The organism is Nakamurella endophytica (assembly GCF_014646215.1).
Taxonomy (GTDB): domain Bacteria; phylum Actinomycetota; class Actinomycetes; order Mycobacteriales; family Nakamurellaceae; genus Nakamurella; species Nakamurella endophytica.
Map to the genome: position 1 here is coordinate 296,237 of NZ_BMNA01000001.1, position 25,860 is coordinate 322,096.

Below are 25,860 nucleotides of genomic sequence, written 5' to 3' on the forward strand. Positions count from 1 at the left end.
GGGTGATCCGGTGGCCGTCGCGGGCTGTGAGCGGTGGCCGCCCGTCATCGGTGGCGGCGGCCGATCGAGTCTACCGGCGCGAACGCCGCACGGGGGCGACGCCGCCGGTGGCGCCGGTGACAGCAGCGGGGCCCGGCCCCGGGTCAGCCCTGCCCGCGGCGTTCCAGCAGCCGGCGCACCGCATCCACCATCGGCGCGTCGCCCGGCAGGAAGGGCAGGCCGGCCAGCTCCGCCGCGCCGGCCCAGCGCACCTCGTCGTGGGCCGGGTCGGCCTCCGCCGGGGCGGGCGTGCCGGCCACCAGGTCGACCAGGAACGGGCGCAGCCGGAGCCCGTCGCCCAGGTCGATCGACGGCGGGTCCAGCCGCTCCCGGACGGCGACCGTGACCCCCAGCTCCTCCCGCAGCTCCCGGGCCAGCGCGTCGGCCTCGTCCTCCCCCGGCTCGACCCGGCCGCCGGGCATCTCCCAGAGCCCGGCCAGCGCCGGCGGGCGCCGCCGCCGGGCGACCAGGACCCGGTCGTCCCGGACGACGGCACCGGCCACCACGACCTCGGGCTCCCGGGCGGTGACCGTGACGACGCCGAGCAGGAGCTGGCCGAACGCGAGCACCCGCCGCCGGCCGACCGGGGCGAGCAGGTCGCTGCCGGCCACCCGAACGTCCAGGGTGGTCAGCGTGCCGGCCCCGGTGGCGGCGGTGCGCGGGGTGACCCGGGCGCGGACGACGCCGAACCGGACGTCGACCACCGGCAGCGGCGAGGGCGCGGGCCGACCCGGACCGCCCGGCTGCCCCTCCGGTGTCCACGCCGCCACGCCGAACTCCGCCGTGCGCGGCCCGCGCCGGGCATCCGGGCGCAGCAGCCACCGGTCCCCCGTCCGCAACGCCCGCACCGCGGCGCCGTCGGAGATACCGGCATCGGCCTCGCCCTGCACCCGCAGACCGACGGCGCGCAGCCCGCGGATCCAGACGTCGGCCCGGCGCAGCGCCCGGTGCACGGCGACCTGCGGCGCGGGGACGATCACGGCGCAGCGCAGCGGACGGCTCACCGGGCCCACCCTGCCAGCCGCCGCGGCTCAGTCCCGGGGCAGGGCGACGACGCCGTCCGGCCGCAGCCGGAGCCGCACCGGGCCGCCGGGGCGCACGGCGGTGCCGGCGGACGCCGCGGCCAGCACCGGCCCGACGCCCGGCAGCTCCACGGACAGCACCGTGCTGTCCGGGCCCGGGCGCACGGCCAGGCAGCGGGCGGCCAGCGGGCCGGCCGGGTCCTCGGTCAGTGCCCCGATCTGCAGGGCCAGCCGGCCGCCGGCGGCCGGCCGGTCGGCGGCGGGCACGGAGCGCCACGCGGGAGCCGTCGCGGTCAGGAACCCGTCGGCGTCGACGACCTGCGGGTAGCCCACGAAACCCGCGACGAACCCGTCGACCGGGTGGCGCCGCACGTCCTGCAGCTCGCCGGACTGCCGGATCCGCCCGGCGTCCATGACGGCGAGCCGGTCGGCGACCGTGAACGCCTCGTGGGGGTCGTGGGTGACGAACAGCGCCGTGGTGCCGGTGGCGGCCAGCACGGTCCGCAGGTCGCCGGCCAGCCGCTCACGCAGCTCGCGGTCCAGCGCGGCGAGCGGCTCGTCGAGCAGCAACACGGCCGGCCGCGGTGCCAGCGCCCTGGCCAGCGCGACCCGCTGGGCCTGCCCGCCGGACAGCGTCTGCACCGTCCGGTCGGCGAAGCCGGGCAGGCCGACCAGGTCCAGCAGCTCGGCGATCCGCGGCGCCGCGGCACGGCCGCGGACGCCCTGCCGGGCCAACCCGTAGCCGATGTTGCCGGCCACGGTGCGGTGCGGGAACAGCACGCCGTCCTGGAACAGCAGCCCGGTGCCGCGCCGATGCACCGGGATGCCGGCCAGGTCCTGCCCGTTCCACCGGATGCTGCCGGACGCCAGCGGCTCCAGGCCCGCCACGGCCCGCAGCAGGGTGGACTTGCCGCAGCCCGACGGGCCGAGCAGCGCGGTCACGGTCCCCGGCGGGACGTGCAGGTCGACGCCGTCGACGGCGGCGACGTCGCCGAACCGGACGGACACCGCGTCGACGACGAGTCCGCTGACGGACGATCCGGTGCTGCGCAGCCGGTCGGGCCCGGTGGCGGTCCCCGGGCCGGAGGTGTCAGAAGCCACCGACGGCCCCCGGACGGTCGGTGGAGCGGGCGTCGAGCAGCCCGTCGACCGCGGCGACGACGGCCAGGCACAGCAGCCCGAGCACGGTGGCTGCGGCGAGCGCCGTCGCGGTGTTCTGCGCGCCCGGGCGGCTGATGAGCCGGGCGATCAGGACCGGGACCGTGGGAGTCTGCGGCCGCGCCAGGAACGACGTGGCGCCGAACTCGCCCAGCGACACCGCGAACGCGAACGCGGCGGCGCCGGCGAGCGGCCGGGCCAGCAGGGGCAGGTCGACGCCCCACCACACGGCCAGCGGGCCGGCGCCGAGCAGCCCGGCCGCCTGCCGCAGCCGGTCGTCGACGGCCCGCAGCACCGGGAGCAGCATCCGGACCACCAGCGGGGTCGCGACCAGGGCCTGCGCCAGCGGGACGAGCAGCGCGGACGACCGCAGGTCCAGGGGCGGCCGGTCGAGGGCGACCAGGAAGCCGAAGCCGACCGTCACGGCCGAGACGCCCAGCGGCAGCATGGCGACGCCGTCGAGCAGCCCGATCCACCGCCGGGCCCACCGGCCGCGCGGGCGCCGGGCGAGCACCACGGCCAGCGGCACGCCGAGCAGCAGCGCCACCGCGGTCGCCACCACGGCGGCGCGCAGCGAGTAGCCGAGCGCCGTGGTGACCGGGACCAGCTGCACGTCCGATCCGAGCGTGCCCAGCGCCCGGTAGTTCGCCAGCGTCCAGCCGCCCGGGCCGCGCAGCGACCGCACGGCGAGCACCACCAGCGGGCCGACCGTCACCGCGAGCGCGACCAGGGTCACCAGCACGGCCGGCAGGTCCCGCCCGCGCAGCCCGGTGGGCCGGGCCGGCGCCGCCGTGAGCGTGCGCTCGGTGCGCCGCCGGAGCAGTGCGGCCACCCCCAGAACCGCGGCCACCAGCAGGATCTGGACGACGGACAGCACCGCCGCGGCCGGCAGGTCGAGCAGGTCCTCGGTCTGCCGGTAGATCTCGGTCTCGAGCGTGCCGTAGCGGGCACCGCCGAGGATGAGCACGATGCCGAAGCTGGTGGCGCAGAACAGGAACACCAGGGTGAAGGCGGCGGCGACCGCCGGCGCCAGGGCCGGCAGGGTGACGGTGAGGAAGACCCGGGACGGCGACGCACCCAGCGACCGGGCGGCGTCGCCGGGCCGCCGGTCCAGCCGGGCCCAGCTGACCCCGACGGTCCGCACCACCACGGCGGTGTTCAGGCAGACGTGCGCGGCCAGGACGGCCGCGACGGAGCCGTCCAGCCGCCACGACCCGAGCAGCCCGTCCTGCGCCAGCAGCGTCCGGAAGGCCAGCGCCACCACGACGGTGGGCAGCACGAACGGCACGGTGAGCAACGCACGGACCGCGGCCCGCCCGGGGAAGCGGCAGCGGTAGACCAGGTGCGCGACGGGCAGTCCCAGCAGCACGCAGAGCGCCGCGGAGGCCGCGGCCTGGCCCACGGTGAACAGCGCGATGCGGCGGAACCGCGGGCGGGCCAGGATGTCCAGCCCGGCGCCGGCGTCGCCCAGCCCCCGGCCGATCATCGTGCCGACCGGGTAGAAGAACAGCACCGCCAGCACCAGCAGCGGCACCGCCGCCAGCAGCACCAGGCCGCCGGTACGCACCGCCCGCCCGGCGCGGGCCCGGGTCACCGGCGGTCCGGCCGGCGCCGCGGGCACGGCGTCGGACGGCCGGAGCTGTGCCCGGGTCAGCGTCACGTCAGCCCTCGACCACGTCCGACCAGGCGGAGATCCACCGCTCGCGGTCGGCGGCGATGCGGTCCGCCGGCATGGTCGCGGGGTTCTTCGCCACCGGCGCGAAGCGTGCCCAGTCGGCCGGCAGCGGCACGCCGGCCAGGGTCGGGTAGACGTACATCTGCTCGGGCACGCCCTGCTGGAAGCGGCGGGACAGCAGGAAGTCGACGACGGCCCGGGCACCGGCCGGGTTCTTGGCACCGGCCAGCACGCCCGCGTACTCCACCTGCCGGAAGCAGGTGTCCAGCAGGGCACCGGTCGGTGCGGTGGTGGCGCCGGCCTGCACCTCGTCGGGCGGAGAGCTGGCGTAGGACACCACCAGTGGGCGCGGACCCTTGCCGGACGACCCCGAGAAGTCGACGGTGTAGGCGTCCTCCCAGCCCGCGTCCACCTTGACGCCGTTGTCCTTGAGCCTGGTCCAGTACTGCTGCCAGCCGTCGTCCCCGAAGTGCGCGACGGTGGCCAGCAGGAACGCCAGCCCGGGCGACGACGTGGCCGGCGACTCGACCGCCAGCAGGTCCCGGTACTGCGGCTCCGCCAGATCCTCGAACGTCCGCGGCTCGGCCAGATGCTTCGCGGTGAACCAGTCGTGGTCGACGTTGACGCAGACGTCGCCGTAGTCGACGGCGGTCAGCCGGTCCGCGCCGCCCTGGACGGCGAAGCGCTGCGGACCGTCGGCCGCGGCAGCCGGCGTGTACGGCGCCAGCACACCGGCGTCCAGCGCCCGCGAGGCGAACGTGTTGTCGATGCCGAAGACGGCGTCGCCCAACGGGTTGTCCTTGGTCAGCACCAGCTTGTTGGTCAGCGCACCGGCATCGCCCTGGGCCAGCACGGTCACCGTGATGCCCGAGGACTTCTCGAACTCGGCGAGCTCGGCCTTGTCGACGGCGAACGAGTCGTGCGTGACGAGGGTGACCGCCCCGCCGGCCGCCGGCGGCTGCGACGACGCGGCGCCCGAGGCCGGTGCGCCCGCCGAGGACCCGGCCGACGACCCAGCCGCGGACGGGGATGCCGGCGCGGACGATCCCGCGGGCGCGGGACCCGACGCGGACGCCGACGCCGACGCCGCGCCGGAGGTGCTGCCGCCGCAGCCGGCGACGAGCAGCGCCACCGCGGCGAGCAGGAGGGACGAGGCCGGACCTCGACGTGTCATGGAGTGCCCTTCTCGAAGAGGCGGGCACGGGTTGCATGCAGAGAGCGACGTTCCTGCGCCGGCATGATCCGGATCAGGTTCGACGGTCAGGGACTCCGTGTCCCTCTCTCAGCCCGGCGCACCGGACTCCCGTGTCGCCGCCGAGTCTAGGCCTGACACTGCAGGGCCGTGCGACGCGGCCGGTCGGCGGAGCGATGCAGGTGTCCGCGGCGGCACGGTCCGGGCACCGCGTGGCCGCACGCTCCGCGCCGCCCGTACCGGACCGGTCATCCGGGCAGGACGCCGGCGGTCGGGTGCCGGGTGACCCGGGTCCGGCTCACCGCGAGCAGCAGGGCCAGCGAGAGGATGCCGAGCAGCGGGTAGACGATGCCGAGCCAGGACTGCCAGCCGGGCCGGGTCGCCGGCTCGCCCTTCCACTGCAGCGCGATGAGGAAGCTGACCAGGTAGCTGCAGACGGCGACGATCCACGCGATTGCCAGCACGCGCACCGCGGGACGCCGGGCGTGCGGCCCGAACAGGCACCACAGCAGCAGGGGCAGCACCCACACCCAGTGGTGCGACCACGAGATCGGCGACACCAGCAGCCCGACGAACTGGACCGCCAGCAGGGAGGCCGTCCGGTCCCCCGCCCGGGACGCCGCTACCGCCGCCCAGACCCCCAGCGCCACCGACAGCACGGCGGCGACCAGCCACGAGGTCGACACGTCGTGCCCCGCCAGCCGGGCGAGCGCCCCGCGCAGCGACTGGTTGATCACCGACCACACCGGACCGGTCCGGCCCGGATCGAAGATCAGCGTGGTGAAGTACCGCCAGGTCTCCCTGGGGATGATGGCCACCATCAGCACCACGGTCGCGACGAAGACCGCCACCGCCCAGACGGCCGCGGTCCAGCGCCGCTGCAACAGGTAGTACAGCCCGGTGATCGCCGGGACCAGCTTGATGCCCGCGGCCAGCCCGACGCTCGCCCCGGCCCACCAGTCCCGCGCCGACACGGCGCCGCCGAGCAGGATCGCCGCCAGGAAGAGGTTGATCTGCCCGTAGTTGAACGTCGTCCGCACCGGCTCCAGCCACATCGACACGGCGGTCGCGGTGACGACCGTGCCGGTCAGGTGCGGCAGCGGCCGGGTGGCATGCCGCCCGGCCCGGCCCAGCAGCTGCAGGGTGAACAGGATGACCAGGGCCAGCGCCGCGACGCTGGCGAGCTGCCACAGCACCCGGGCGACGACCCACGGCAGCCAGCCCAGCGGCACGAACACCAGCGCGGAGAACGGCGGGTAGGTGAACGGCAGCTCCAGCGGCTGCGTCACGAACTCGTACAGCGACGGCCCGAGGTGCTGGCCGCCCTGGACGTAGACGTCCAGGTCGACCATGGCGAACGGGTCCGACCCGACGAGCGTCACGACCACGTGCACGACGGCGACGACGCCGAGCAACGCCCACGGCCCCCAGCCGGAGCCGACGAAGCGGCGCAGGGCGGTCAGCACGGGCGGCAGGGCACCTCTTCCGGGTCCGGGACGAGCCGGTCGATCCTATGGCCCGGCGGGACGGGGCCCGGCCACTGCCGCGGGACACACCGGCACGAGCGGACCCCGCGGTTCAGCGACCGGCGGGCGTGACGGGCTCCAGCCGCCGGGCCAGCTCCGCGAACCGGTCGAACACTCCCGGCTCGGAGACACCGGGGACGTTCACGATGGCCTGGTCGACGCCGATGGCCGCCAGCTGCTCGAAGCGGTCGACGGCCTGCTCGACCGACTGCTCGCCCTCGGCGCCGCCGTCGCCCAGCCGCAGGGTCCCCAGCGTGGTCTTCTCGATCTCGGCGTAGTCCCGGCCCTGCTCGGCGCAGTGCTGCTGCAGCACCTCGAGCTTGTGCCGGACGACGTCGACGCCGGCCATCTCGAAGATGTTGCAGCCCTGCGCGTAGCTGGCCACCAGTCGCAGCGTCTTCTTCTCGCCCGAGCCGCCGACCAGGATCGGCGGGTGCGGCCGGGTCACCGGCTGCGGGTGGTTCAGCGGGCGGGCCAGCCGGTAGTGCCGGCCCTCGAACGGCGAGTCGTCGTCGCGCCACATCTGCAGCGCCAGCTGCAGGGTCTCCTCGAGCCGCTCGAACCGCTCCGCGAGCGGCGGGAACGGCACGCCGAGCCCGTCGTGCTCCTGGTCGTTCCACGCCGCGCCGATGCCGAAGTAGGCGCGCCCGCCGGAGAGCACGTCGAGCGTGGTGGCCGTCTTCACCAGCAGCCCCGGGTAGCGGTACGTCACCCCGGTGACCATGGTCCCGAGCTTGATCCGCTCGGTGGCCCCGGCGGCGAACGCCAGGGCGGACCAGCCCTCGAGCATGTCCTCCTCGGCCGCGCCGACCCCGCGGATCTGGAAGAAGTGGTCCATCACCCACAGGCTCGCGAGGCCGGCCTGCTCGGCCTCGACCGCGATGCGTCGGAACGTGGCGCCGGTGGCGGCCGGTGCCCCCGGCCAGGTGAACGACGGGATCTGGATGCCCAGCTGCACGACTGCCTCCGCTCGACGGACGGACCGCCCGGCCGCCCGTCCAGCACGCTAGTCCCGTCCGGCGGCGGGACGTGCGGGTCCGCCGTCCGGACCGGGATCGTCGCTGCCGGCCGCCGGGTCTTGCCCTGGCCGGTCCGGACCGCCACCATCTGGGCCATCAGGCCCCGGGCTGGACGGAGCACCTCTCGTCCGACCGAGCGGCGTCGCCCGTCCGGCTGCCACGGTTGCCGGGCGATCGCAGCGCGACGTGTCGAGGCGGAGGGACGGGGTCGTGGCGCGGAGAACGGTGCGGGCGGCAGCGGGATGGCTGACGGCCACGGTGGTGGTCCTGACGGCGTGCACCGGGCAGCCAGCCGGGTCGTCCGCGGCCCCGCCGTCCGTGCCATCCTCGGCCGCGCCGTCCTCGGCAGTGCCATCCTCGGCCGTGCCGTCCTCGTCCGGCACGACGCCGCCGGCGAGTGGCACACCGTCGACCGTCCCGGCCATCCCGGGCACCTCCGGCGCGGCGACAGCGGCCGACTCCGCAACGGCGACGTCCGGTGGGTCCTCCGCGTCCGCGGCCCCGTCGCCGCTCCCGAGCTCCGGACCGTCCGGGACCGGGTCGCCGAGCCAGTTCACCCCTGTGTTGATGCAGGTGCTGTCGACCCCGCGGTGGTTCACCGGAAGCGACGGCAAGGCACACGTGGTCTACGAGGTGCAGCTGACCAACGCGTTCCCGTCGTCGGCGACGCTCGTGGAGCTGTCCGCGGTGGACGCCGCGTCCGGCGCGACGCTGGCCGACCTCCGCGGTTCCGCCCTGGCCGCAGCGGTGTCCCCCCTCGGGCGCAGCACCGAGCGGCTGACCGAGATGGGTGGTGGCACGGTCGGTGTGGCCTGGATGGAACTGGTCGTCGACCGTCCCGCCGACGTCCCCGCCCGGATCGTCCACCGGCTGACGGTGACCGTCCCGCCCGGCTACCCGATTCCCGAGCGGATCACCAGCCAGGGCGCTGCGAGCGAGGTCGCTGCCGAGCCGGCGATGTCCCTCGGGCCGCCGCTGCGCGGCACCGGCTGGATCGCCGCGCCGAGCTGCTGCGACGGCCCGCATCGGCGGGCACTGCAGCCGATCGACAACGCCGAGTGGCTGGCGCAGCGGTTCGCGATCGACTTCAACAAGATCGACGCCCGGCACCTGCTCGCCGGCGGCGATCCGGCGGTCAACCGGTCGTGGTTCACCTATGGCCAGGACGTCCTCGCCGTGGCCGACGCCACGGTGACCGCGGCGGTGGACGGCTATCGGGACCAGACTCCCGACGCACCTCGGCCGGTGACGATCGAGGAGGCGGACGGCAACCACGTCATCCTCGAGGTGGCGCCGGGCCGGTACGCCTTCTACGCCCACCTGGAGCCCGGGTCGGTGGCGGTCCGCCCCGGCCAGCGCGTGCGGCGCGGCGACGTCATCGGCCGCGCCGGGAACACCGGCAGCTCCAGCGGACCGCACCTGCACTTCCACCTGATGGACCGGCCGTCCGCCCTGGTGGCCGACGGTGTGCCGTTCGTCTTCGACCGGTTCACGGTGACCGGGCAGGCACCGCCGCTGGACCGGCTGATCGCCCTCGACCCGGCGAAGGACCCGGTCGAGGTGGACCCGGCCGGGGCCGGACCGCGCACGGACGCGCTGCCGCTCGACGGCAACGTCGTCGACTTCCCCGGGCGCTGAGCCGGTCCCGCACGACACCCACCGGCGCCCGCCCGTCCGCACCGGAGTCGACGGAGTAGCTTGCATGATGCAAGCCACTGTCAGCAGCCCAGGAGGACCCGCGTGCGCCACACCACCTTCGGACGACGGACCGGTCTCCGGGTCTCCGAGATCGCCCTCGGCACCGCGAACTTCGGCACCCGGTGGCCCACGGGGGCGGACCCGGGACACCGCCCGGCGGATCTTCGACGGCTACGCCGAGGCCGGCGGGACCTTCCTCGACACCGCGGACGTGTACCAGTTCGGCGAGTCGGAGGAGCTCCTCGGCGAGTTCCTGACGAGCCAGCGGGACCACTTCGTGCTGGCCACGAAGTTCACCCAGGGCGACCACGCGGGCGCCGGCCTGGACGCCACCGGCAACAGCCGCAAGGTGCTGGTCCGGTCGCTCGAGGCCTCGCTGCGCCGGTTGCGCACCGACCACGTCGACCTGTACTGGGCGCACTGGCCCGACGGCGTCACGCCGGTCGAGGAGATCCTCACCGCGTTCGACGACATGGTGCGGGCCGGCAAGATCCTCCACGCCGGCCTCTCCAACTTCCCGGCGTGGCGGGTGGCCCGCGCGGCCACCGTCGGGGAGCTGCGCGGCACCGGCACCCTGATCGGGGCGCAGTTCGAGTACAGCCTCGCCGAACGGTCCGCCGAACGGGAACTGCTTCCGATGGCCGACTCGCTCGGGCTCGGGGCCGCGGTCTACTCGCCGCTCGGCGGCGGGCTGCTCACCGGCAAGTACCGGCACAGCGACGAGGGCCGGCTCACCACGCTGCGATCGGTCATCCAGCGCGAGGACAGCGCCCAGCGCACCGAGGTGCTGGACGCGGTGCTGCGGGTGGCCGGCGCGGTCGGCAGCACACCGGCCCGGGTGGCGGTCGCGTGGGTGCGCGAGCGGGCACGGCGCAGCGGGACCGCCGTCATCCCGATCGTCGGCCCGCGCACCGAGACGCAGTGGACGGACTACCTCGCCGCCCTGGACCTGTCGCTGACCGACGAGCAGTACCGCGAGCTCGAGACGGTCAGCGCGCCGGTCCCCGGCGTGCCGCACGCGGGCATCGCCGGGGTGCAGGACGCCGTGCTCGGTCGGCGGTCGGCCGACTTCGACCGCGTCGCGACGGTGGCCTGACGTGCGGCGCACCAGCTTCGCGGCGGACGAGTGTCCGATCGCCCGGGCCGCGGACGGCGTCGGCGACGTCTGGGGCGTGCTCGTGCTCCGCGAGATGTTCGACGGCTACCAGCGGTTCGACGAGCTGACCGGCCGCCTCGGGATCGCCCCGAACATGCTCAGCCGCCGTCTGGCCGCGCTGGTGGACGCCGGCCTCGTCGAGCGTCGCCGCTACAGCGACCGGCCGCCCCGCGACGAGTACGTGCTGACCCCGCTCGGCCACTCCTACCGAGCCGTGGTGGTGGCGCTGTTCGCCGTCACCACGGCGGCCACCGCACCGGCGAGCAGGCCGCTGCTGCTGGTCGACCGGGCGACGGGGCGGGAGGTCGAGCCGGTGCTGGTCGACCGCGCGACCGGCCGGGCCCTGGACGAGGTGGATGTGGAGTGGGTCGCCGGGCCCGGCGCCAGCCCGGGCATGCGCGCCCGGCGGGCCGAGGTGCAGCGCCGCCGGGCGGCCACCGGCTGACGGCCGCGTCGCAACCGCCGGAAGCGGGTCAGGGCAGCAGCCAGAGCAAGGGCAGCAGCACCGCGGCGACCGCCGCGATCATCACCAGCACGACGGCGGCCCAGATCGCGACCAGGTCCCGGACGCGGACGTCCGGGCGATCCAGCCGCGCGGTCAGCTCCCTGAGCGCGGCCAGCGCGCGGCGGCCGAACCGGTGGGCGGACGCGCCATGGTCCATGCCGGCACGGTAGCGCGGCCGGACCGGGGCCGCCTGCCGCAGCGCGCGTGCCGGGCGCTCGGGGTCCGGTCCGGCGCGCCGCCGTCCGCGGGCCGATCAGCCGTCGCCGGCGGGCACCGGCACCGCCGGTCGCGGCACCCGGTCCGCGCCGCGGGGACGGATCCGAGGGATGCCGGCCAGGGCCGGTGCGAGCGGCGTCCGCGCCACCAGCAGACCGGCCGCGAGGGGCAGCAGGAAGGCGACTGCCACCACGGCGGGCAGCGGCACGGCCGTCGTCCCGGGGGGTAGCGCGAGCAGGACGAACGGGTGCGCGGCGATCACCACCAGGCTCGGCGCGGTGACGGTCGCGAGCGCGGCACCGAGCCGCGGCGGGATGCGGCGCACGGCGGTGGTCAGCGCGATCAGCGCCCCGCACAGGACGAGCGCCAGACCCACCGCCGGCAGCGGGAACTGCCCCACCTTCATGTCCATCGGCCGGAAGTCGCCGGGCAGCAGCACCGCGACGGCGAAGGCGACCACCAGCGCGATCCCGGCCACGCCCGGCGACACCCACCGCCGCCCGCGGTCCTGCGCCCGGCGCACCGCGCGGCCGACGGCCATGAAGGCCAGCGCACCGGCGGCGGTCGCCACGCTGAGCGGTACCCGGGCCAGCTCGGCGCCCCACGCCACGTTGACCGCCAGGCCGCCGATGACCACCGTCCACCGCACCAGCACCCCGGCCCGGTCCAGCAGGCGGAACAGCACGGCAGCGACGAACAGGGCCGTGAAGAACCACATCGTCGTCCAGGGACGGGGGGCGTAGGACCCGCCGAGGACCACCGCCCGCGCCCACCCGGCGAGGTCCGCAGACGGCCACCGCACCGCCGCCAGGCCGACGGCGAGCAGGACCATCCACACCACGTACGGCAGGAGCAGCGACCGGGCCCGCTTGGCCGCCTCCTGCCGCACCAGGCGGCGGGTGGCGAAGAAGTAGCCGCTGATGACGAAGAACAGCGGCAGCCGCCAGCTCTGCAGGACCCGGTCGACGCCGTCGTCGTCGATGTAGACGTGCCCGACGACGATGGCCAGGAGAGCGAGGAGCCGCAGGGCGTCGACCCCGGCCAGCCGCGCGCCCGCGGTGCCGGGCACGGCCGGCGGCGGGTGCGATCCGTGCTCCACCGGAGGAGTGTGCGGGACGGATGTGCGCGTTGTGTGGCGGGCCGGTCACCGTCGCCCGACGGGGCGCGAGACGGCACCGGACGGCTGCGTCCGCCGGGTCGACGGCCACCCCATCGCCCGGCGTCCCGACCCCCGGCCGGTGACCGCCTACCTCCGGGAACCGGGTGCCGCCGTCCGCAGGCCCGCACCGTCCCGACCGAAATCGGCTGTCGGTGACCGCGGGAGCGCTGCTAGCTTGCCGGAACCTGACCGGACGACGAGGGGAGGTGGTACCCGTGCACGCAGCAGCGACAGGGGTGCTCCCCTCCAGGGTCACGGTCGGACGACGGGTCGTCCGGGAGCACCGATCCACGGCTCCCCGAAAGGCACGACCATGCACGTCACGTCCCTGCGCCACCTCGACGGTGGCGTCCTCGAACGCGAATGGACGCTCGGCGACGTCCCCGGCATCCTCTGGACGCCGGCGCCCGCGTCGCCGCCCGCACCGCTCCCGCTGATCCTGCTGGGCCACCCCGGCGGCCTGCGGGCGATGTACCCCCGGCTGGCCGAGCGGGCCCGGCACTGCGCCGCGGCCGGCTACGCCGCAGCCACCCTGGAACTGCCCGGCAGCGGCGACCGACCCCGGTCCGCCGACCTCGAGCAGGCCCGCACCGAGCTGCGCCGCGCCGTGCAGGCCGGCGAGCCCGTCCCCGCCGACACCGTCGAACGGCTGGTCCTGCCGCTGGTCGAGACCTCGGTCCCGGAATGGCGAGCCGCCCTCGACGTCCTGCTCGAACTGCCCGAGCTCGGCGGACCGGTCGGCTGGTCGGGCGGCCTGATCTCCGTCGGCATCCGGCTGGCGGTGGTCGAGCCGCGCCTGGGCGCCGCGGTGCTGTTCGCCGGCAGCTTCGCCCCGCGCGCGTCGTTCGAGGACGCGCGAGAGGTCGCCATCCCGGTGCAGGTCCTGCTGCAGTGGGACGACGAGGGCAACGACCGGCAGCAGGCCCTGGACCTCTTCGACGCGCTGGGGACCCGCCGGAAGACCCTCCACGCGAACATGGGCGGGCACACCGGCGTGCCTGCCTTCGAGGCGGACGAGGTGAACCGGTTCTTCGACCGGCACCTCCGGTAGGACCGTCCCGGGCCGGCGCGGCTAGCCCGTCGCGCCGGCCCGGGAGGGCAGCGGGTGGTCGGGATCCCGCCGGTACCGCAGCTGCGGGACACCCCAGGCCGGATCGGTCCAGGCGACGCCGGTCGACCGGAATCCGTACCGCTCGTACAGGGCCCGCGCCCGCCTTGTCCCGGAACACCCACAGCTCGACGGCGGTGCGCCCGGCGGCACGCAGGTCGGCCACCGCGCGCTCCAGCAGCAGGCCGCCGATCCCCCGCCCGGCGGCGTCCGGGTGCACGTACAGGGACGCCAAGTAGCCGTCGTCCGCGGACCGCGGACCGGGCCGCCCGGGCGGAGCCGGATCGATGCCGTACCGGGCGACGCCGAGAACTGTTGCGACACCCGGCGGTTCGAGCCCGCCGGTGGCGACCACCGTCGCCAGCCCCGGCTGTGCCAGCAGGTCGGTCCAGCGCTCCGTCCACCGGTCGACGTCCAACCCGTCGAGGACGGCGTCGTCGACGACGCCCCGGTACCCGGCACGCCAGGCGGCGACGAAGACCTCGGCGATCGCCGCGGCGTCCTGCGGCGTGGCCGGCCGCAGCGACGGACGGGAGCCGGGAGGACGACCTGTCGGCGCACCGCCCGGCACGCCGGTCACCGCTGGACGACCAGCCGGGCCGGTGCCCGCGGCGCCGGTTCCGGCAGCCGCAGCGGCTCCGCCCCCGGGGTGATCGACCCCAGCACCGACGGGGCGGAGGCACCGGTGGCGGACGGGATGGTGCCGGGCAGGCCGTGCACGGTGAGCCAGCCGAGGACGGCGAACAGGTACGCCTCCTTGGCCTGCGCCGGGATGCCGACGTCGTCCACCGTGCGGACCTCCGCCGGCGCGGACAGGGCGGCGATCCGGGCCATCAGCACCGGGTTGCGGACGCCTCCGCCCGAGACCACCAGCTCGTCGAGCCGGTGCCGGCGGGCTGCCTCGGCGACCAGCACGGCGGTCAGCTCGGTGAGTGTCGCGACCAGGTCGTCCACGGCGATCTCGCGACCGGCGAGCAGTGCCGGCACGTACTCCGGGTGGAACAGCTCCTTGCCGGTCGACTTGGGGATCGGCTGGGCGTAGTACGGCTCGGCCAGCAGTGCGGAGAGCAGGTCGTGGTCGACCCGGCCGGCGGCCGCCCGTCGGCCGTCGGTGTCCATGCGTTCCGCGCCGCCGGTGTGCCGGCTGACCGCGCTGTCCATCAGGGCGCTCGCCGGCCCGAGGTCGTAGGCGAGCACCGCGCCGTCGTCGGACCGGACGCTGATGTTCGCGATGCCGCCCAGGTTCAGTGCACCCCGGCGCCGCTCGCCCGAGAGCAGCAGCAGCGCATCGAGCGTCGACGCCAGCGGCGCGGCCTGCCCGCCGCGGGTGATGTCCCGCGTCCGCAGGTCCGACACCACCGGACGGCCGGTCGCCTCCGCGATCCACGCGGCGGCGCCGAGCTGCAGGGTGCCGAGCGCCCGCCCGTCCTCGACCCAGTGGTAGACGGTCTGCCCGTGCGACACCACGAGATCCGCCCGGCCGCCGGCCACCCGGTCGTCGGCCTCCGTGGCGACGCTGCCGAACAGCCGGCCGATCTCGGTGTCCAGCCGGCACACGTCGGCCATGCTGGTGCTCGCGGGTGGCAGCGCCGCAGCGATGCGACCCCGAAGCTCGTCCGGCACGTCCCGGCTGACCAGGCCGAGCGGCCGCAGCACCAGGTCGGCACCGTCCTGCCACAACTCGGCGACGGCGGCATCGACCGCGTCGTAGGAGGTGCCGCTCATCAGCCCGATCACCGTCATCCGCACCGGCGTACCCCGTTCCTGGCAGTGTCCTCCGCGACGGGGCCGTCCGGCCCGTCGCGCCCGGGCAGCACGGCGGCGAGCGCCCGCTGCCACAACTGTTCCGTCGGCACCGGTGTCGGCCTCCCGTGCAGCCGATTGGTCACCAGGACGACGGTCCGGTGCAGGCGCGGCACCACACCCACCGCCACGCCGGGAAAGCCGGTGTGCCCCAGCACCGGTCCTGCCGGCCCACCGGGCCAGACCCGCAACCCCAGCGCCTGGGTGGGGTCGGGGCCGGCCGTGAAGAAGGCCCGCACGGTGTCCCGGCCCAGCGGCCCGTCGCCGCACAGCGAGTCCAGCCACGCCGCGCCCACGGCGACGAGATCGCTCACCGTGGAGAACAGGCCGGCGTGCCCCGCGGTCACCCCCGTCCCGGGACGGGCGCCCCAGGCGTGGAAGGCGTTGCCGTCGTTGACCTCTCCCACCAGGACGTGCCGGCGCCAGCCGCCGAGCGGCGCGGCCGCGGTCGGCGTCACCGGGTAGGGCCGCCCGGTGGCCACCATCTCCCGCTCCACGACGTCGCCGGCGGACGACGCCGCGACCGGGCCGCCCGGCGCCGGCGCGCCGGCGGTCGTCGTGGTCAGGCCCAGCGGTCCCGTCACCAGCCGCGCCACGGCCTCGCCGAGCGGGCACCCGGCGACGGCGGCGACGACCGCGCCCAGCACCATGAAGCCCAGGTCCGAGTAGTGCCGCGCGGCACCGGACCGGTACCGCAGCGGCAACCCGGCGGCGGTGCTCAGCGGCGGCCCGTCCTCGAGGTAGAGCGGCCACCACTCCCACAGCCCGGCCCGGTGCTGCAGCAGGTCGGAGATACGGGCCGCGCCCACCGGTGTCGTCGCCAGCGCGGGCAGGTACCGGCCGGCCCGGTCGTCGAGACCGACCTCGCCGCGGTCCACCAGGACCATCAGCGCGGTGGTGGTGCCGACCACCTTGGTGACCGATCCCAGGTCGGTGCGGACGGACAGGTCCATGGGCACGGCAGGCCGGCCGTCCCCGCCCAGGTCCGCGAATCCGTCCGCGCACCAGTCGGTCCCGGCGCCACCGCGACCGCCGGCCGACGCCACCACGGCACCGGGCGGGCCGCCGTCGACCGCCAGCACGGCACGCACGGCCGCCGCCGGGCCGGAGCCGTCCACGGGCGTGCGCGCGCCGTCGAGGTGCATCGGCACAGGTTAATCGCTCACCTCTTGTCCGCAACTCAGGTCAACGGCTAACCTGCCCCGATCCACCGCCCGTCAGGAGGCACCGTGATCCCCACCCACACCCGCAGCCGCGGCCGCACGATCCACCGCAGAGTGCTGACCGGCGCTGCGGCGGGCGTGCTGCTCCTCGCGGCGGCCTGCGCACCGGCGGGATCCTCGTCGGCCTCGTCCTCGTCGTCCTCGTCGTCCTCGGCGTCCTCGTCGAGCGGCGCCCCGTCCTCGGGCACGGGTTCGTCGACCGCCTCGGGCGGCTCCGCGACCGGCTCGGCGACGGGCACGCCGACCGGCGGCGGCACGTCGGGCGGGACCGTGGTGGTCGCCCGCACCGGCGACATCGACCAGCTCGACCCGCAGAAGGCCACCGCCTTCCAGACCGTGGAGACGCTGAGCCTGGTCTACGGCCGGCTGGTGGCGCTCGACCAGGACGGCAAGCTCGTCCCCGACCTGGCGTCGAAGTGGAGCACCTCCGCCGACGGCAAGACCCTGAGCTTCACGCTGCGGTCCGGCGTGAGCTGGCAGGACGGCGACCCGTTCACCGCCGCCGACGTCAAGGCCTCGCTCGAGCGCATCCTGGACGAGAAGACCGCGGCGGTCGCGCGGTCGAACCTGTCCTCGATCACCAAGATCGACGCCGCCGACGGCACGGTGACGCTGACGCTGTCCGGGCCGTCGACCGCGCTGCTGTACTCGTTGGCGTCGGTGAACGCGGCGATCCTGCACGACAAGGACATCCAGGCCAACACCATCGCCAAGACCCCGGACGGCACCGGCCCGTTCTCCTGGAAGAGCTGGGCGCAGGGCCAGCAGGTCGTGCTGGCGGCCAACCCGTCGTACTGGGCGGGCGCGCCGAAGATCGGCACCGTGCAGTTCCGGGTGATCCCCGCCGAGTCGTCGATCGTGTCGGGCATGAAGGCCGGCGCCTTCCAGATCGGCCTGCTCTCCGACCCGACGGTGGCCGACAACGCCGGCAGCTCCGACCGTTTCCAGCTGGTCAAGCAGCCGACGCTGGCCTACCACGCGCTCATGCTGAACGGGCGGCGTGGACCGCTGCAGAAGCTCGAGGTGCGCCAGGCCATCGCCTGCGCGGTGGACCGCGACCAGGTCGTCAAGACCGCGGCCAACGGCGACGGCACCGTCACCGGGCCGATCACCAGCCCGGGCTTCAGCTACTCGCCCACCGAGGGCCTGCCGTGCACCCCGGGCGACACCGCCGCGGCGAAGAAGATGCTCGCCGACGCCGGCTACCCGGACGGGTTCTCACTGCACACCATCGTCGAGACCGGCGAGTACGCCACGGCCGTCGCGGAGGGGCAGAACCTGCAGGCCCAGCTCAAGGCCATCGGCGTCACCCTGGACCTGCAGCAGCTGACCACCGATCCGTACGTCAAGGCCTGGCTGGCGGCCGACTTCGACGCCGCGGTGGCGCTGAACGGCGGCAGCTACGACCCGTACCTGATGTACGGGCGGTACTTCACCCAGGGCGGCAGCCTGTCCGGCCCCGCCGGGCTCGAGTCGCCGACGCTGGCCTCGCTGCTCGTCAAGGGCAACACCTCCACCGACGACGCGCAGCGCCAGACCACCTACCGCGACCTGCAGCAGGAGCTGCTGAAGGAGTCGCCGTGGGTGTGGCTGTTCCGCAGCCAGGACTTCTACCTGGTGGGCAGCGGCGTCTCGTTCACCCCGCGGGCCGACGGGCTGCTGTCCTCGCTCGCGGCGTCCTGACCAGGGCCCGGCGATGACGTGGCGGTGGGCGGGAGCCCGGCTCGGCGGAGCGGTCCTCACGCTGTTCGGCGTGACGATCGTGGTGTTCGTCGTGCTCCGGGCCATCCCGGGTGACGCCATCACGTCCTCGCTGGGCATCGAGTCCGGCACCCTGACACCCGCCCAGACCCAGGCGCTGACCCTCTACTACGGGCTCGACAAGCCGTGGTACGTGCAGTTCTTCGCCTGGGTCGGGCAGGTGTTGCGGGGCAACCTCGGCGTCTCGCTGACGTCGGGCAACACCGTCGGGTCGCTGATCGGCGCCGCGCTGCCGGTCACCGTCGAGCTCGCGGTGCTGGCGGCGATCATCGGCACGGTGATCGGGGTGCTGCTCGGCACGCTGGCCGGCAGCGGCCCCGGCCGCGCCCGGGACGGCGTCACCCAGGGCGTCGGCCTGCTCGGACTGGCGGTGCCCGAGTTCGTGCTCGGCATCCTGATGGTGGCGTTCCTGGCGGCGCGCTTCGACTACTTCCCCGACACCAGCACGTTCGTCCCGATCACCACGTCGTTCTCGGCCAACATGAGCCAGATGCTGTACCCGGCACTGGTGCTGGCCGTCGGCTTCGCCGCCAACGTCATGCGCACCACCCGCAGCGAGTACGTCGAGGTGGCGCAGGCCGACTTCGTCCGGACCGCCCGCGGCAAGGGTCTGGCGCCGGGCCGCATCCGCTTCGCGCACATCCTGCGCAACGCCGGCATCCCGATCCTCACGGTGACCGGCATCCAGTTCGGCTACCTGCTGGGCGGCACGGTGATCATCGAGCAGATCTTCGCGCTGCCCGGCCTGGGCCGGCTGCTGTTCACGGCGATCACCAACCACGACTACCCGATCGTGCAGAGCAGCGTGCTGGTGGTCGCCGTCGCCTTCGTCCTGGTCAACCTGCTGGTCGACCTGGCCTACCGGGCCGTCGACCCGAGAGTGCGGCAAGCGTGAGCGTCACCCCCGTCGTCACCGAGACGGCCACCGCGGCGGCGCCGCCCGCCGGCCGGCTGCTCACCCGCATCTGGCGGGACACCAACGGCCGCATCGGCCTGGTGCTCACCGCGATCCTGGTGCTGGCGGCCCTCTGCGGCGCCGTCGGCCTGCTGCCGCACGATCCGATCGCGCAGTTCCCGGACGCCCGGTACCGCCCGCCGTCGGCGGACTACTGGTTCGGCTCCGACCAGTTCGGACGGGACATCCTGGCCCGGGTGGCCGCCGGCATCTGGACGTCGCTGCGGGTCTCGGTGGTGTCGGTGGCGCTGGCGACGCTGGTGGGCGCCACCCTCGGCGTCTGCGCCGGCTTCTTCGGCGGGTGGCTGGACCAGGTGATCAGCCGCTTCGTCGAGGTGCTGTTCGCCTTCCCGGCGATCCTGCTGGCGCTCGCCGTGGTGAGCGCGCTGGGCAGCGGCTGGTTCAACACGGCCGTCGCCATCGCGGTCGTCTACACCCCGATCTTCGCCAGGGTCGCCCGCGGGCCGACACTCTCGGTCCGCAACGCCGAGTTCGTCAACGCCCAGCGGGTGCTCGGCATCCCGACGCACCGCATCCTGCTGCGGCACGTGCTGCCCAACATCTCGGCGCCCGTGGTGGTGCAGGTGACCCTGGCGCTGTCCTGGGCGATCCTGACCGAGTCGGCGCTGTCGTTCCTCGGGCTCGGGACCCAGCCGCCGGAGCCCAGTCTCGGGCTGATGGTCGCCGACGCGCAGAACACCATCACCAGCGCGTGGTGGACCATGGCGTTCCCCGCCGCGACCATCGTGGTGGCCGTCGTCGCGCTGAACCTGCTCGGCGACGGGTTGCGGTCGGCGCTCGACCCGCGACGGGAGCAGAGCCGATGACCGCGGCGCCGGTCGAGCCGTCGACCGACGGCGAGGTGGCCCTGTCCGTCCGGGATTTGCACACCGCCGTCGGCGGCCGCCGCGGGAGCCTCAGGCTGGTCCGGGGTGTCGGCTTCGACCTGCACCGCGGCCGCACCCTGGCGCTGGTCGGCGAATCCGGATCCGGCAAGTCGGTCACCGCGCTGAGCATCGCCGGGCTGCTGCCCGCCGGGGTCCGGGTCACCGGTGGCCAGGTGCTGCTGGACGGGCAGGACGTCGTCCGGTGGACGGAGGGCCGGCGGCGGGCGCTGCGCGGCGGCACCGTCGGCATGGTGTACCAGGACCCGATGACCGCCCTGAACCCGGTGATGCGGGTCGGCAGCCAGGTCGCCGAGGGACTGCGAGCGCACGGCTGGGACCGGGCGGCGGGCCGCCGGCGGACGCTCGAGGTGCTCGACGAGGTGGGCCTGCCGACCCCGGGTGCGCTGGCCCGCCTGTACCCGCACCAGCTCTCCGGCGGCATGCGCCAGCGGGTGCTCATCGCCTGCGCGCTCGCCCCGCGGCCGCGCGTGCTGATCGCCGACGAACCCACCACCGCGCTCGATGTCACGATCGCCCAGCAGATCCTGGACCTGGTGACCGACCTGCGGGACGAGTACGGCCTGGCGGTGCTGTGGATCACCCACGACCTGGGCGTGGTCGCCCGGATCGCCGAGTCGACCGCCGTCATGTACGCCGGCCGGATCGTCGAGCGCGGCCGCACCGCGGACCTGTTCGCTCGGCCGTCCCACCCGTACACCCAGGGCCTGCTGCGGTCCGTCCCGGCGGCCGACCAGCCGCACCAGGGTCTTCTGCCGCAGATCGGCGGGACGCCGGTGTCCCCCGCCACCCTGCCCGGCGGTTGCCCGTTCCGGACCCGCTGCCCGCAGCAGGTCGAGCGCTGCGCCGACCAGGAGCCGCCACTGCTGCGCCGCGGTCCCGCGGAGGCGGCCTGCTGGGTGCCACCCGAGGACTGGCGGCCCGTCGGCGCCGCGGAGGTGCGTCATGGCTGAGCCTGAGTTCGTGGGCCCCTTGTCCGGATCCCGCTCCGGCCCGGGTACCGGCACGGCGGAGTCGATCGCCGAGATGACCGGCGTGGTCAAGCACTACCGGACCCGCGGCCGCGGCGAGGTGCACGCGCTGGACGGGGTGACGCTGACCGTCGGCCGCGGGGAGGTGCTCGGCCTGGTGGGCGAGAGCGGCTGCGGCAAGTCCACCGCCGCCCGGTTGCTCACCGGCCTGGAGCGGGCCGACGCCGGAACGGTGCGGGTCGACGGCCAGGACCTGGCCGCCCTGGACCGCGCCGGTCACCGGCGTCTGCGCCGCACCGTCCAGCTGGTCTTCCAGGACCCGTACGCGTCGCTGGACCCGCGGCAGCGGATTGGTGACGCCCTGGCCGAGGTGCTCACCGTGCACCGGCTGGTGGCCGCGCGGACCGCCGCCCGGGCGCGGGTGGGCGAGCTGCTGGAGATGGTCGGCCTGCTGCCGGCGACGGCAGAGCGGTATCCCCACCAGCTCTCCGGCGGTCAGCGCCAGCGGGTGGGCATCGCCCGGGCGCTCTCGCTGCAGCCGCGGCTGCTGGTGCTGGACGAACCGGTGTCGGCACTGGACGTCTCGGTGCGCGCCGAGATCGTCAACCTGCTGGACCGGCTGCGCCGGGAGCTCGGCCTGGCCTACGTCTTCATCAGCCACGACCTGGGCATGGTCCGGCACCTGGCGGACCGGATCGCCGTGATGTACCTGGGGCAGATCGTGGAAACCGGATCCTGGGAGCAGGTGTCGGACCGTCCGGTGCACCCGTACACGCAGGCGCTGCACCGCGCCGTGCCGGTCGCCGACCCGGCCGTCGAGTACCGGCGCGCCGGCGACGCCGTCCGTGGCGAGATCCCCGATGCCGCACGGCCTCCGGCCGGATGCCGGTTCCATCCCCGCTGCCCGTTGGCCGAGGACGTCTGCCGCACCGAGGTCCCGGTGCTGGCGCCGCCGTCGGGACACCGCTTCGCGTGCCACGTCCGCCAGCGGGAACTGGGTGTCGTCACACCCACGTCCGCCGAACGGCCCGCGGACGCCCGTGGCCGGCTGTCCGGCCAGCCTGCGACGGCCTCCCGGTCGACCGGAGCCCGACCGTGAGCACGGGCGTGGCCGACGGCGAGGTGCTGTTCACGCTCCGGGGACTCGCGCCGACGCTGGTGCCGTCGACCCGCCGGGTCGCCGACCGCATACTGGCCGACCCGGCCGTGGCCGCAGGACTGACGATCTCGGAACTGGCGCAGGCCTGCGGAACCTCGGAGACGACGGTGGTCCGGCTGTGCCGGCAGCTCGGGGTGCGCGGTTACCGCGAACTGCGGGTCGCGCTGGCGGCCGAGTCGGGTCGCGAGCGGGCACTGGCCGACGGCCGGGGCATCGGCGGTGACATCGGCCCGGCCGACGACCTGGCGTCGGTCGTGCACAGCGTGACCGCCGCCGACCAGCGGGCCATCGCCGACACCGCCCGCACCCTGGACCTCGCAGCGCTGGCCGAGGCGGTCCGGATGGTCGGCACCGCCCGGCGGGTGGACGTCGTCGGTGTCGGCGCCAGCGCGGTGGTGGCCCTGGACCTGCAGCAGAAGCTGCACCGCATCGGGCTCGTCGCCTTCACCTGGAGCGACATGCACGCGGCGCTGACCGCCGCGGCACTGCTGGGACCGGAGGACGTGATGATCGGGGTGTCGCACAGCGGGGCGACGGTGGACACGGTGGAGGCACTGGCCGAGGCGTCCTCGCGCGGCGCGCGGACGGTCGGGCTGACCAGCGTCCCCCGGTCGCCGCTGGCCGGCGTGGTCGACACGGTGCTGGTCACCGCGGCGCGCGAGACGACGTTCCGCTCCGGCGCCACGTCGTCGAGGATCGCCGCGCTCAGCGTCGTCGACGTGCTCTTCGTGGCCGTGGCGCAGGGCCGGTTCGACGAGTCGGTGCGGGCGCTGGACGCCACCCGCCGGGCCGTCGCGCCACGCCGGGTCCCTGGCGCGGCGCAGCCCGACGAGCTGCGGAGCCGGCCGTGAGCGCGCCGGCGGACCGGGTGCGGGTGGTGTCGACCACCGAGGACAGCAACCCGCGGACCTCCGACATCGACGTCGTCGACTCGCTCACCGCGCTGCGGATGCTGAACGCCGAGGACGCGCGGGTGCCCGGCGCGGTCGCCGCCGCCCTGCCCGCGCTGGCCGGGCTGGTGGATGCCGCCGTCGACCGCGTCGCCCGCGGCGGTCGGGTGCACTACTTCGGGGCCGGGACGTCCGGCCGCCTCGGAGTGCTCGATGCCGCCGAGTTGCTGCCCACGTTCGGCATCCAGGACGGCGTGGTGGTGGCTCACCAGGCCGGCGGGGCGCGGGCGTTCGTGCACGCCGTCGAGAACGCCGAGGACGACCTGTCCGGCGACGGCGCGGTCGCCGTCACGTCCGGCGACGTGGTCGTCGGGCTGGCCGCGTCCGGGCGGACGCCGTACGTCGAGGCGGCGCTGCGCGCCGGGCGCGCGGCGGGCGCGGTCACCGCACTGGTGACCGCGAACCCGCAGGCGCCGCTGCTCCCGCTGGCCGACCACCGCATCGTCACCGACACCGGTCCCGAGGCGATCGCCGGGTCGACCCGGCTCAAGGCCGGCTCGGCGCTCAAGCTGGTGCTCAACTCGTTCTCGACGGTGCTGATGGTCCGGCTGGGCCATACCTACCGGAACCTGATGGTCGACATGCGGCCCACCAACGCCAAGCTCCGCGGGCGCAGCGTGGCGCTGTTGCAGGAGGCGACGGGCGCAGCCGAGGCCGACTGCGAGCGTGCGCTGGACGTGTGCGGCGACATCAAGTCGGCCGTGGTGTACCTCTTGGGGGCGCCGGTCGATCTGGCCGGCGTGCGCGCGGCCCTGGCGGCCGGCGGCGGTCACGTCCGGGCGGCGCTGGCGGCGCTCGCCGCGCGCTGAGCGGGTCGGCCGGAGGGGCCGGGCCGTGCGCTCCGGGGGTCTCCCCGGCTCAGTCGGCGGTCGCGCCTCGGACGGTCCCCCGGGCGGCCCAGGCGACCGCGTCGACCGTGAACGGCCCGGACGGCAGGCGCTGCGCGCACCGCCGGCGCAGCTCCTCGCGACCCGCGGCGTCGAGCGTGCGCACGTGGTCGCCGGCCGGCCCGACGCCGAGGGTGTAGGGCTCCCACCACTCGTCGAACGAGCGGTACCGGACGTCCACGGTCAGCTCGCCCTGCTCGACGCCGTCCAGGCCGGCCCGGCGCAGCAGCTCCGCCAGGTGTCCGGCGCGCGCACCGGCCAGCCCGGACTCGTCGCGGGCGCCGGGGTCCATGTCGCGGACGGCCGACCAGAAGGTGTCCAGCGGCGCCCGGCCGCCCGCGTAGTCCCAGACGCAGGCGGCGACGGTGCCGCCGGGCCGGGTGACGCGGGCCATCTCGGCCAGGCCCGCGGCCGGGTCGGACAGGAAGTGCACGACCAGCTGCGCCAACGCCGCATCGAAGGTCGCGTCCGGCCAGGGCAGGTCCTCGCCGACGCCCCGGCGGATGTCGACGCCCGGCAGCCGGCCGCGCGCGGCGTCCACGAACGACGCCGACGGGTCGATGCCGGCCACGCGGCCCTCCCCGACCCGGCGGGCCAGCTCGGCCGTCAGCACCCCGGTGCCGCACCCGACGTCCAGGACCCGACCGCCTGCTCCGTCCGTCACCCCGGCGAAGTCGGCGAACCGCACCGCCAAGGGGTCGGCGTACCGGCCCATGAACCGCGCGTAGGCATCCGCTCCGACGTCGAACGACACGCCGCCACTATCCCGCCCAGCCGTCCGGACGGCCAGCCGTCCCACCGCTGTGGCTGCCCGTGCGGACCCGAGCCGCCTCCGCCGCTCAGGCGCCGGCGATGATCTCGTCCCGCACCCACAGGGCGACGCCGTCGAGGTACGGGGCCGGCAGGGACAGCACGAGGTGCGTGAAGCCGGCGTCGACGGCCGCCCGGACGGCGGTCCGGGTGTCTCCCGGCCGGTCGTACGCGACGGGCAGTACCAGCGATCGGGCGACGGCGGACGGGTCCCGCCCGATCTCCACGCAGTATCGGTCCAGCAGGGCGCTCCGGGAGGCGGCGTCGTCGACGTCCCCGCCGGGGTAGTTCCACACGTCGGCGTGCCGGGCCACGATGCGCAGGGTGGCGGCTGCCCGACCGCCGATGACGAACGGCGGGTAGGGCCGCTGCACGGGCTTGGGGTTGCAGAAGGCGCCCGTCAGGTCGACGTACCGGCCGTGGACGTCGAACGGCTCGGGATCGGTCCACAACCTCTTGATCACCTCACAGGACTCGGCGAAAGCCGCCACCGCGTCCTGGGAGTCGTGGAACGGCAGGCCGTGCGCGGCGTACTCGCGCTGGGCCAGCGGGTGTCCGGGCCGCGACCCGACGCCGATGCCGAACTCGAGGCGTCCGCCCGACACCACGTCGAGGGTGGCGGCGATCTTCGCCAGCATCGCCGGCGGGCGGAAGCGGTTGCTGGTCACCAGGAGTCCGAGCCGGAGGCGCCGGGTGCGGGCGGCCAGCGCGGACAGCAGCGTCCAGCCCTCGAACGCCGGGCCGTCCAGGTCGCCGAAGATGGGCATCAGGTGGTCGTAGAGCCAGGCGTGCTCGATCTCCGGGACCGCGTCGGCCTCCTGCCAGACCCGCAGCAGCTCGCCGTACTCGACGTTGGCCGGCGGCGTGGCGATGCCGAAGCGCGGTGCGCTGTGCGTCATGACGTTCCTCTCTGAAGTGTCGTCGTCCGGCCACGCCGTCGCGGTGCCAGGACGGCGACGGTCC

Annotated in this window: 23 protein-coding genes, 1 pseudogene and 1 riboswitch; of the genes and pseudogenes, 11 read left to right on the forward strand and 13 right to left on the reverse strand. The window is 75.3% G+C overall.

Annotation, left to right across the window (positions count from 1 at the left end; genetic code table 11):
• Positions 1 to 143 precede the first annotated feature (143 nt).
• From IEY37_RS22615 to IEY37_RS01350, 6 genes are all read right to left on the reverse strand, one after another.
• The gene (locus IEY37_RS22615) at positions 144 to 1,043 is read right to left on the reverse strand and encodes a (deoxy)nucleoside triphosphate pyrophosphohydrolase (RefSeq protein WP_308426355.1); all 900 of its coding nucleotides are present in this window, start codon (positions 1,041 to 1,043) and stop codon (positions 144 to 146) included.
• Between the two features lie 27 nt (positions 1,044 to 1,070).
• A complete protein-coding gene (locus tag IEY37_RS01330) occupies positions 1,071 to 2,162 on the reverse strand; it encodes an ABC transporter ATP-binding protein (protein WP_229673514.1) in 1,092 nt (363 codons plus the stop codon).
• A complete protein-coding gene (locus tag IEY37_RS01335; protein WP_229673515.1) occupies positions 2,152 to 3,879 on the reverse strand; it encodes an ABC transporter permease in 1,728 nt (575 codons plus the stop codon). Before IEY37_RS01335 ends, IEY37_RS01330 begins: the two co-directional genes overlap by 11 nt.
• Before the next feature lies 1 nt (position 3,880).
• On the reverse strand, positions 3,881 to 5,068 hold the full coding sequence (locus IEY37_RS01340) for a thiamine ABC transporter substrate-binding protein (protein ID WP_188939703.1): 1,188 nt from the start codon (positions 5,066 to 5,068) through the stop codon (positions 3,881 to 3,883).
• Between the two features lie 32 nt (positions 5,069 to 5,100).
• Positions 5,101 to 5,211: riboswitch (TPP riboswitch) on the reverse strand.
• A gap of 123 nt (positions 5,212 to 5,334) precedes the next feature.
• A complete protein-coding gene (locus IEY37_RS01345) occupies positions 5,335 to 6,552 on the reverse strand; it encodes a mannosyltransferase (protein WP_188939704.1) in 1,218 nt (405 codons plus the stop codon).
• A 112-nt stretch (positions 6,553 to 6,664) separates the two neighbouring features.
• The gene (locus IEY37_RS01350; RefSeq protein WP_188939705.1) at positions 6,665 to 7,570 is read right to left on the reverse strand and encodes an LLM class F420-dependent oxidoreductase; all 906 of its coding nucleotides are present in this window, start codon (positions 7,568 to 7,570) and stop codon (positions 6,665 to 6,667) included.
• 628 nt (positions 7,571 to 8,198) lie between these two features.
• Between IEY37_RS01350 and IEY37_RS01355 the strand changes: the two genes are divergently transcribed.
• The 3 genes from IEY37_RS01355 (at position 8,199) to IEY37_RS01365 (ending at position 10,930) form a co-directional block, all read left to right on the forward strand.
• Positions 8,199 to 9,269 (forward strand): M23 family metallopeptidase, encoded by a 1,071-nt coding sequence (locus IEY37_RS01355; RefSeq protein ID WP_188939706.1) that lies wholly within the window; start codon positions 8,199 to 8,201, stop codon positions 9,267 to 9,269.
• Between the two features lie 67 nt (positions 9,270 to 9,336).
• Complete coding sequence (locus IEY37_RS01360; RefSeq protein WP_229673737.1) at positions 9,337 to 10,425, forward strand: aldo/keto reductase; 1,089 nt, start codon at positions 9,337 to 9,339, stop codon at positions 10,423 to 10,425.
• 1 nt (position 10,426) lies between these two features.
• A complete protein-coding gene (locus tag IEY37_RS01365; RefSeq protein ID WP_229673516.1) occupies positions 10,427 to 10,930 on the forward strand; it encodes a winged helix-turn-helix transcriptional regulator in 504 nt (167 codons plus the stop codon).
• A 28-nt stretch (positions 10,931 to 10,958) separates the two neighbouring features.
• On the opposite strand, the gene IEY37_RS01370 is transcribed toward IEY37_RS01365, so the two are convergent.
• Entirely contained in the window at positions 10,959 to 11,147 is a 189-nt protein-coding gene (locus IEY37_RS01370; protein ID WP_188939707.1) for a hypothetical protein, read from the reverse strand.
• Between the two features lie 96 nt (positions 11,148 to 11,243).
• Positions 11,244 to 12,305: an acyltransferase family protein gene (locus tag IEY37_RS01375; RefSeq protein ID WP_188939708.1), complete on the reverse strand. Its 1,062-nt coding sequence runs from the start codon at positions 12,303 to 12,305 to the stop codon at positions 11,244 to 11,246.
• Positions 12,306 to 12,678: 373 nt separating this feature from the next.
• Between IEY37_RS01375 and IEY37_RS01380 the strand changes: the two genes are divergently transcribed.
• On the forward strand, positions 12,679 to 13,416 hold the full coding sequence (locus IEY37_RS01380) for a dienelactone hydrolase family protein (RefSeq protein WP_188939709.1): 738 nt from the start codon (positions 12,679 to 12,681) through the stop codon (positions 13,414 to 13,416).
• 172 nt (positions 13,417 to 13,588) lie between these two features.
• On the opposite strand, the pseudogene IEY37_RS22715 reads toward IEY37_RS01380, so the two are convergent.
• The 3 genes and pseudogenes from IEY37_RS22715 to IEY37_RS01395 all read right to left on the reverse strand — a co-directional run.
• Positions 13,589 to 14,053: pseudogene (locus tag IEY37_RS22715) on the reverse strand (GNAT family N-acetyltransferase); the annotation flags it as partial.
• Positions 14,050 to 15,216: an anhydro-N-acetylmuramic acid kinase gene (locus tag IEY37_RS01390; protein ID WP_188939710.1), complete on the reverse strand. Its 1,167-nt coding sequence runs from the start codon at positions 15,214 to 15,216 to the stop codon at positions 14,050 to 14,052. The gene IEY37_RS01390 and the pseudogene IEY37_RS22715, both read right to left, overlap by 4 nt.
• Entirely contained in the window at positions 15,213 to 16,421 is a 1,209-nt protein-coding gene (locus tag IEY37_RS01395; protein WP_188939711.1) for a serine hydrolase domain-containing protein, read from the reverse strand. Before IEY37_RS01395 ends, IEY37_RS01390 begins: the two co-directional genes overlap by 4 nt.
• An 84-nt stretch (positions 16,422 to 16,505) precedes the next feature.
• On the opposite strand from IEY37_RS01395, the gene IEY37_RS01405 reads away from it, so the two are divergent.
• Genes IEY37_RS01405 through IEY37_RS01435 form a run of 7 tightly spaced genes read left to right on the forward strand, consistent with a single transcriptional unit; the run spans position 16,506 to position 24,009 of the window.
• Complete coding sequence (locus IEY37_RS01405) at positions 16,506 to 18,182, forward strand: ABC transporter substrate-binding protein (RefSeq protein WP_229673517.1); 1,677 nt, start codon at positions 16,506 to 16,508, stop codon at positions 18,180 to 18,182.
• Positions 18,183 to 18,195: 13 nt separating this feature from the next.
• Positions 18,196 to 19,155, forward strand: a complete 960-nt coding sequence (locus tag IEY37_RS01410; protein WP_188939714.1) for an ABC transporter permease — start codon at positions 18,196 to 18,198, stop codon at positions 19,153 to 19,155.
• Positions 19,152 to 20,042: an ABC transporter permease gene (locus IEY37_RS01415; RefSeq protein ID WP_229673519.1), complete on the forward strand. Its 891-nt coding sequence runs from the start codon at positions 19,152 to 19,154 to the stop codon at positions 20,040 to 20,042. Before IEY37_RS01410 ends, IEY37_RS01415 begins: the two co-directional genes overlap by 4 nt.
• On the forward strand, positions 20,039 to 21,073 hold the full coding sequence (locus tag IEY37_RS01420) for an ABC transporter ATP-binding protein (RefSeq protein ID WP_188939715.1): 1,035 nt from the start codon (positions 20,039 to 20,041) through the stop codon (positions 21,071 to 21,073). Before IEY37_RS01415 ends, IEY37_RS01420 begins: the two co-directional genes overlap by 4 nt.
• The gene (locus tag IEY37_RS01425) at positions 21,066 to 22,190 is read left to right on the forward strand and encodes an ABC transporter ATP-binding protein (protein WP_188939716.1); all 1,125 of its coding nucleotides are present in this window, start codon (positions 21,066 to 21,068) and stop codon (positions 22,188 to 22,190) included. The genes IEY37_RS01420 and IEY37_RS01425 overlap by 8 nt, the downstream gene beginning before the upstream one ends.
• Positions 22,187 to 23,101 (forward strand): MurR/RpiR family transcriptional regulator, encoded by a 915-nt coding sequence (locus IEY37_RS01430; protein ID WP_229673520.1) that lies wholly within the window; start codon positions 22,187 to 22,189, stop codon positions 23,099 to 23,101. The genes IEY37_RS01425 and IEY37_RS01430 overlap by 4 nt, the downstream gene beginning before the upstream one ends.
• Positions 23,098 to 24,009 (forward strand): N-acetylmuramic acid 6-phosphate etherase, encoded by a 912-nt coding sequence (locus IEY37_RS01435; protein ID WP_229673521.1) that lies wholly within the window; start codon positions 23,098 to 23,100, stop codon positions 24,007 to 24,009. The genes IEY37_RS01430 and IEY37_RS01435 overlap by 4 nt, the downstream gene beginning before the upstream one ends.
• Before the next feature lie 49 nt (positions 24,010 to 24,058).
• Here IEY37_RS01435 and IEY37_RS01440 read toward each other — a convergent pair whose 3' ends face one another.
• Both IEY37_RS01440 and IEY37_RS01445 read right to left on the reverse strand, forming a co-directional pair.
• Positions 24,059 to 24,841 carry a class I SAM-dependent methyltransferase gene (locus IEY37_RS01440; protein WP_188939717.1) on the reverse strand — a complete coding sequence of 261 codons (783 nt, stop codon included), beginning with the start codon at positions 24,839 to 24,841 and terminating at the stop codon, positions 24,059 to 24,061.
• An 85-nt stretch (positions 24,842 to 24,926) separates the two neighbouring features.
• On the reverse strand, positions 24,927 to 25,796 hold the full coding sequence (locus IEY37_RS01445) for an LLM class flavin-dependent oxidoreductase (protein WP_188939718.1): 870 nt from the start codon (positions 25,794 to 25,796) through the stop codon (positions 24,927 to 24,929).
• Between the last annotated feature and the right edge of the window lie 64 nt (positions 25,797 to 25,860).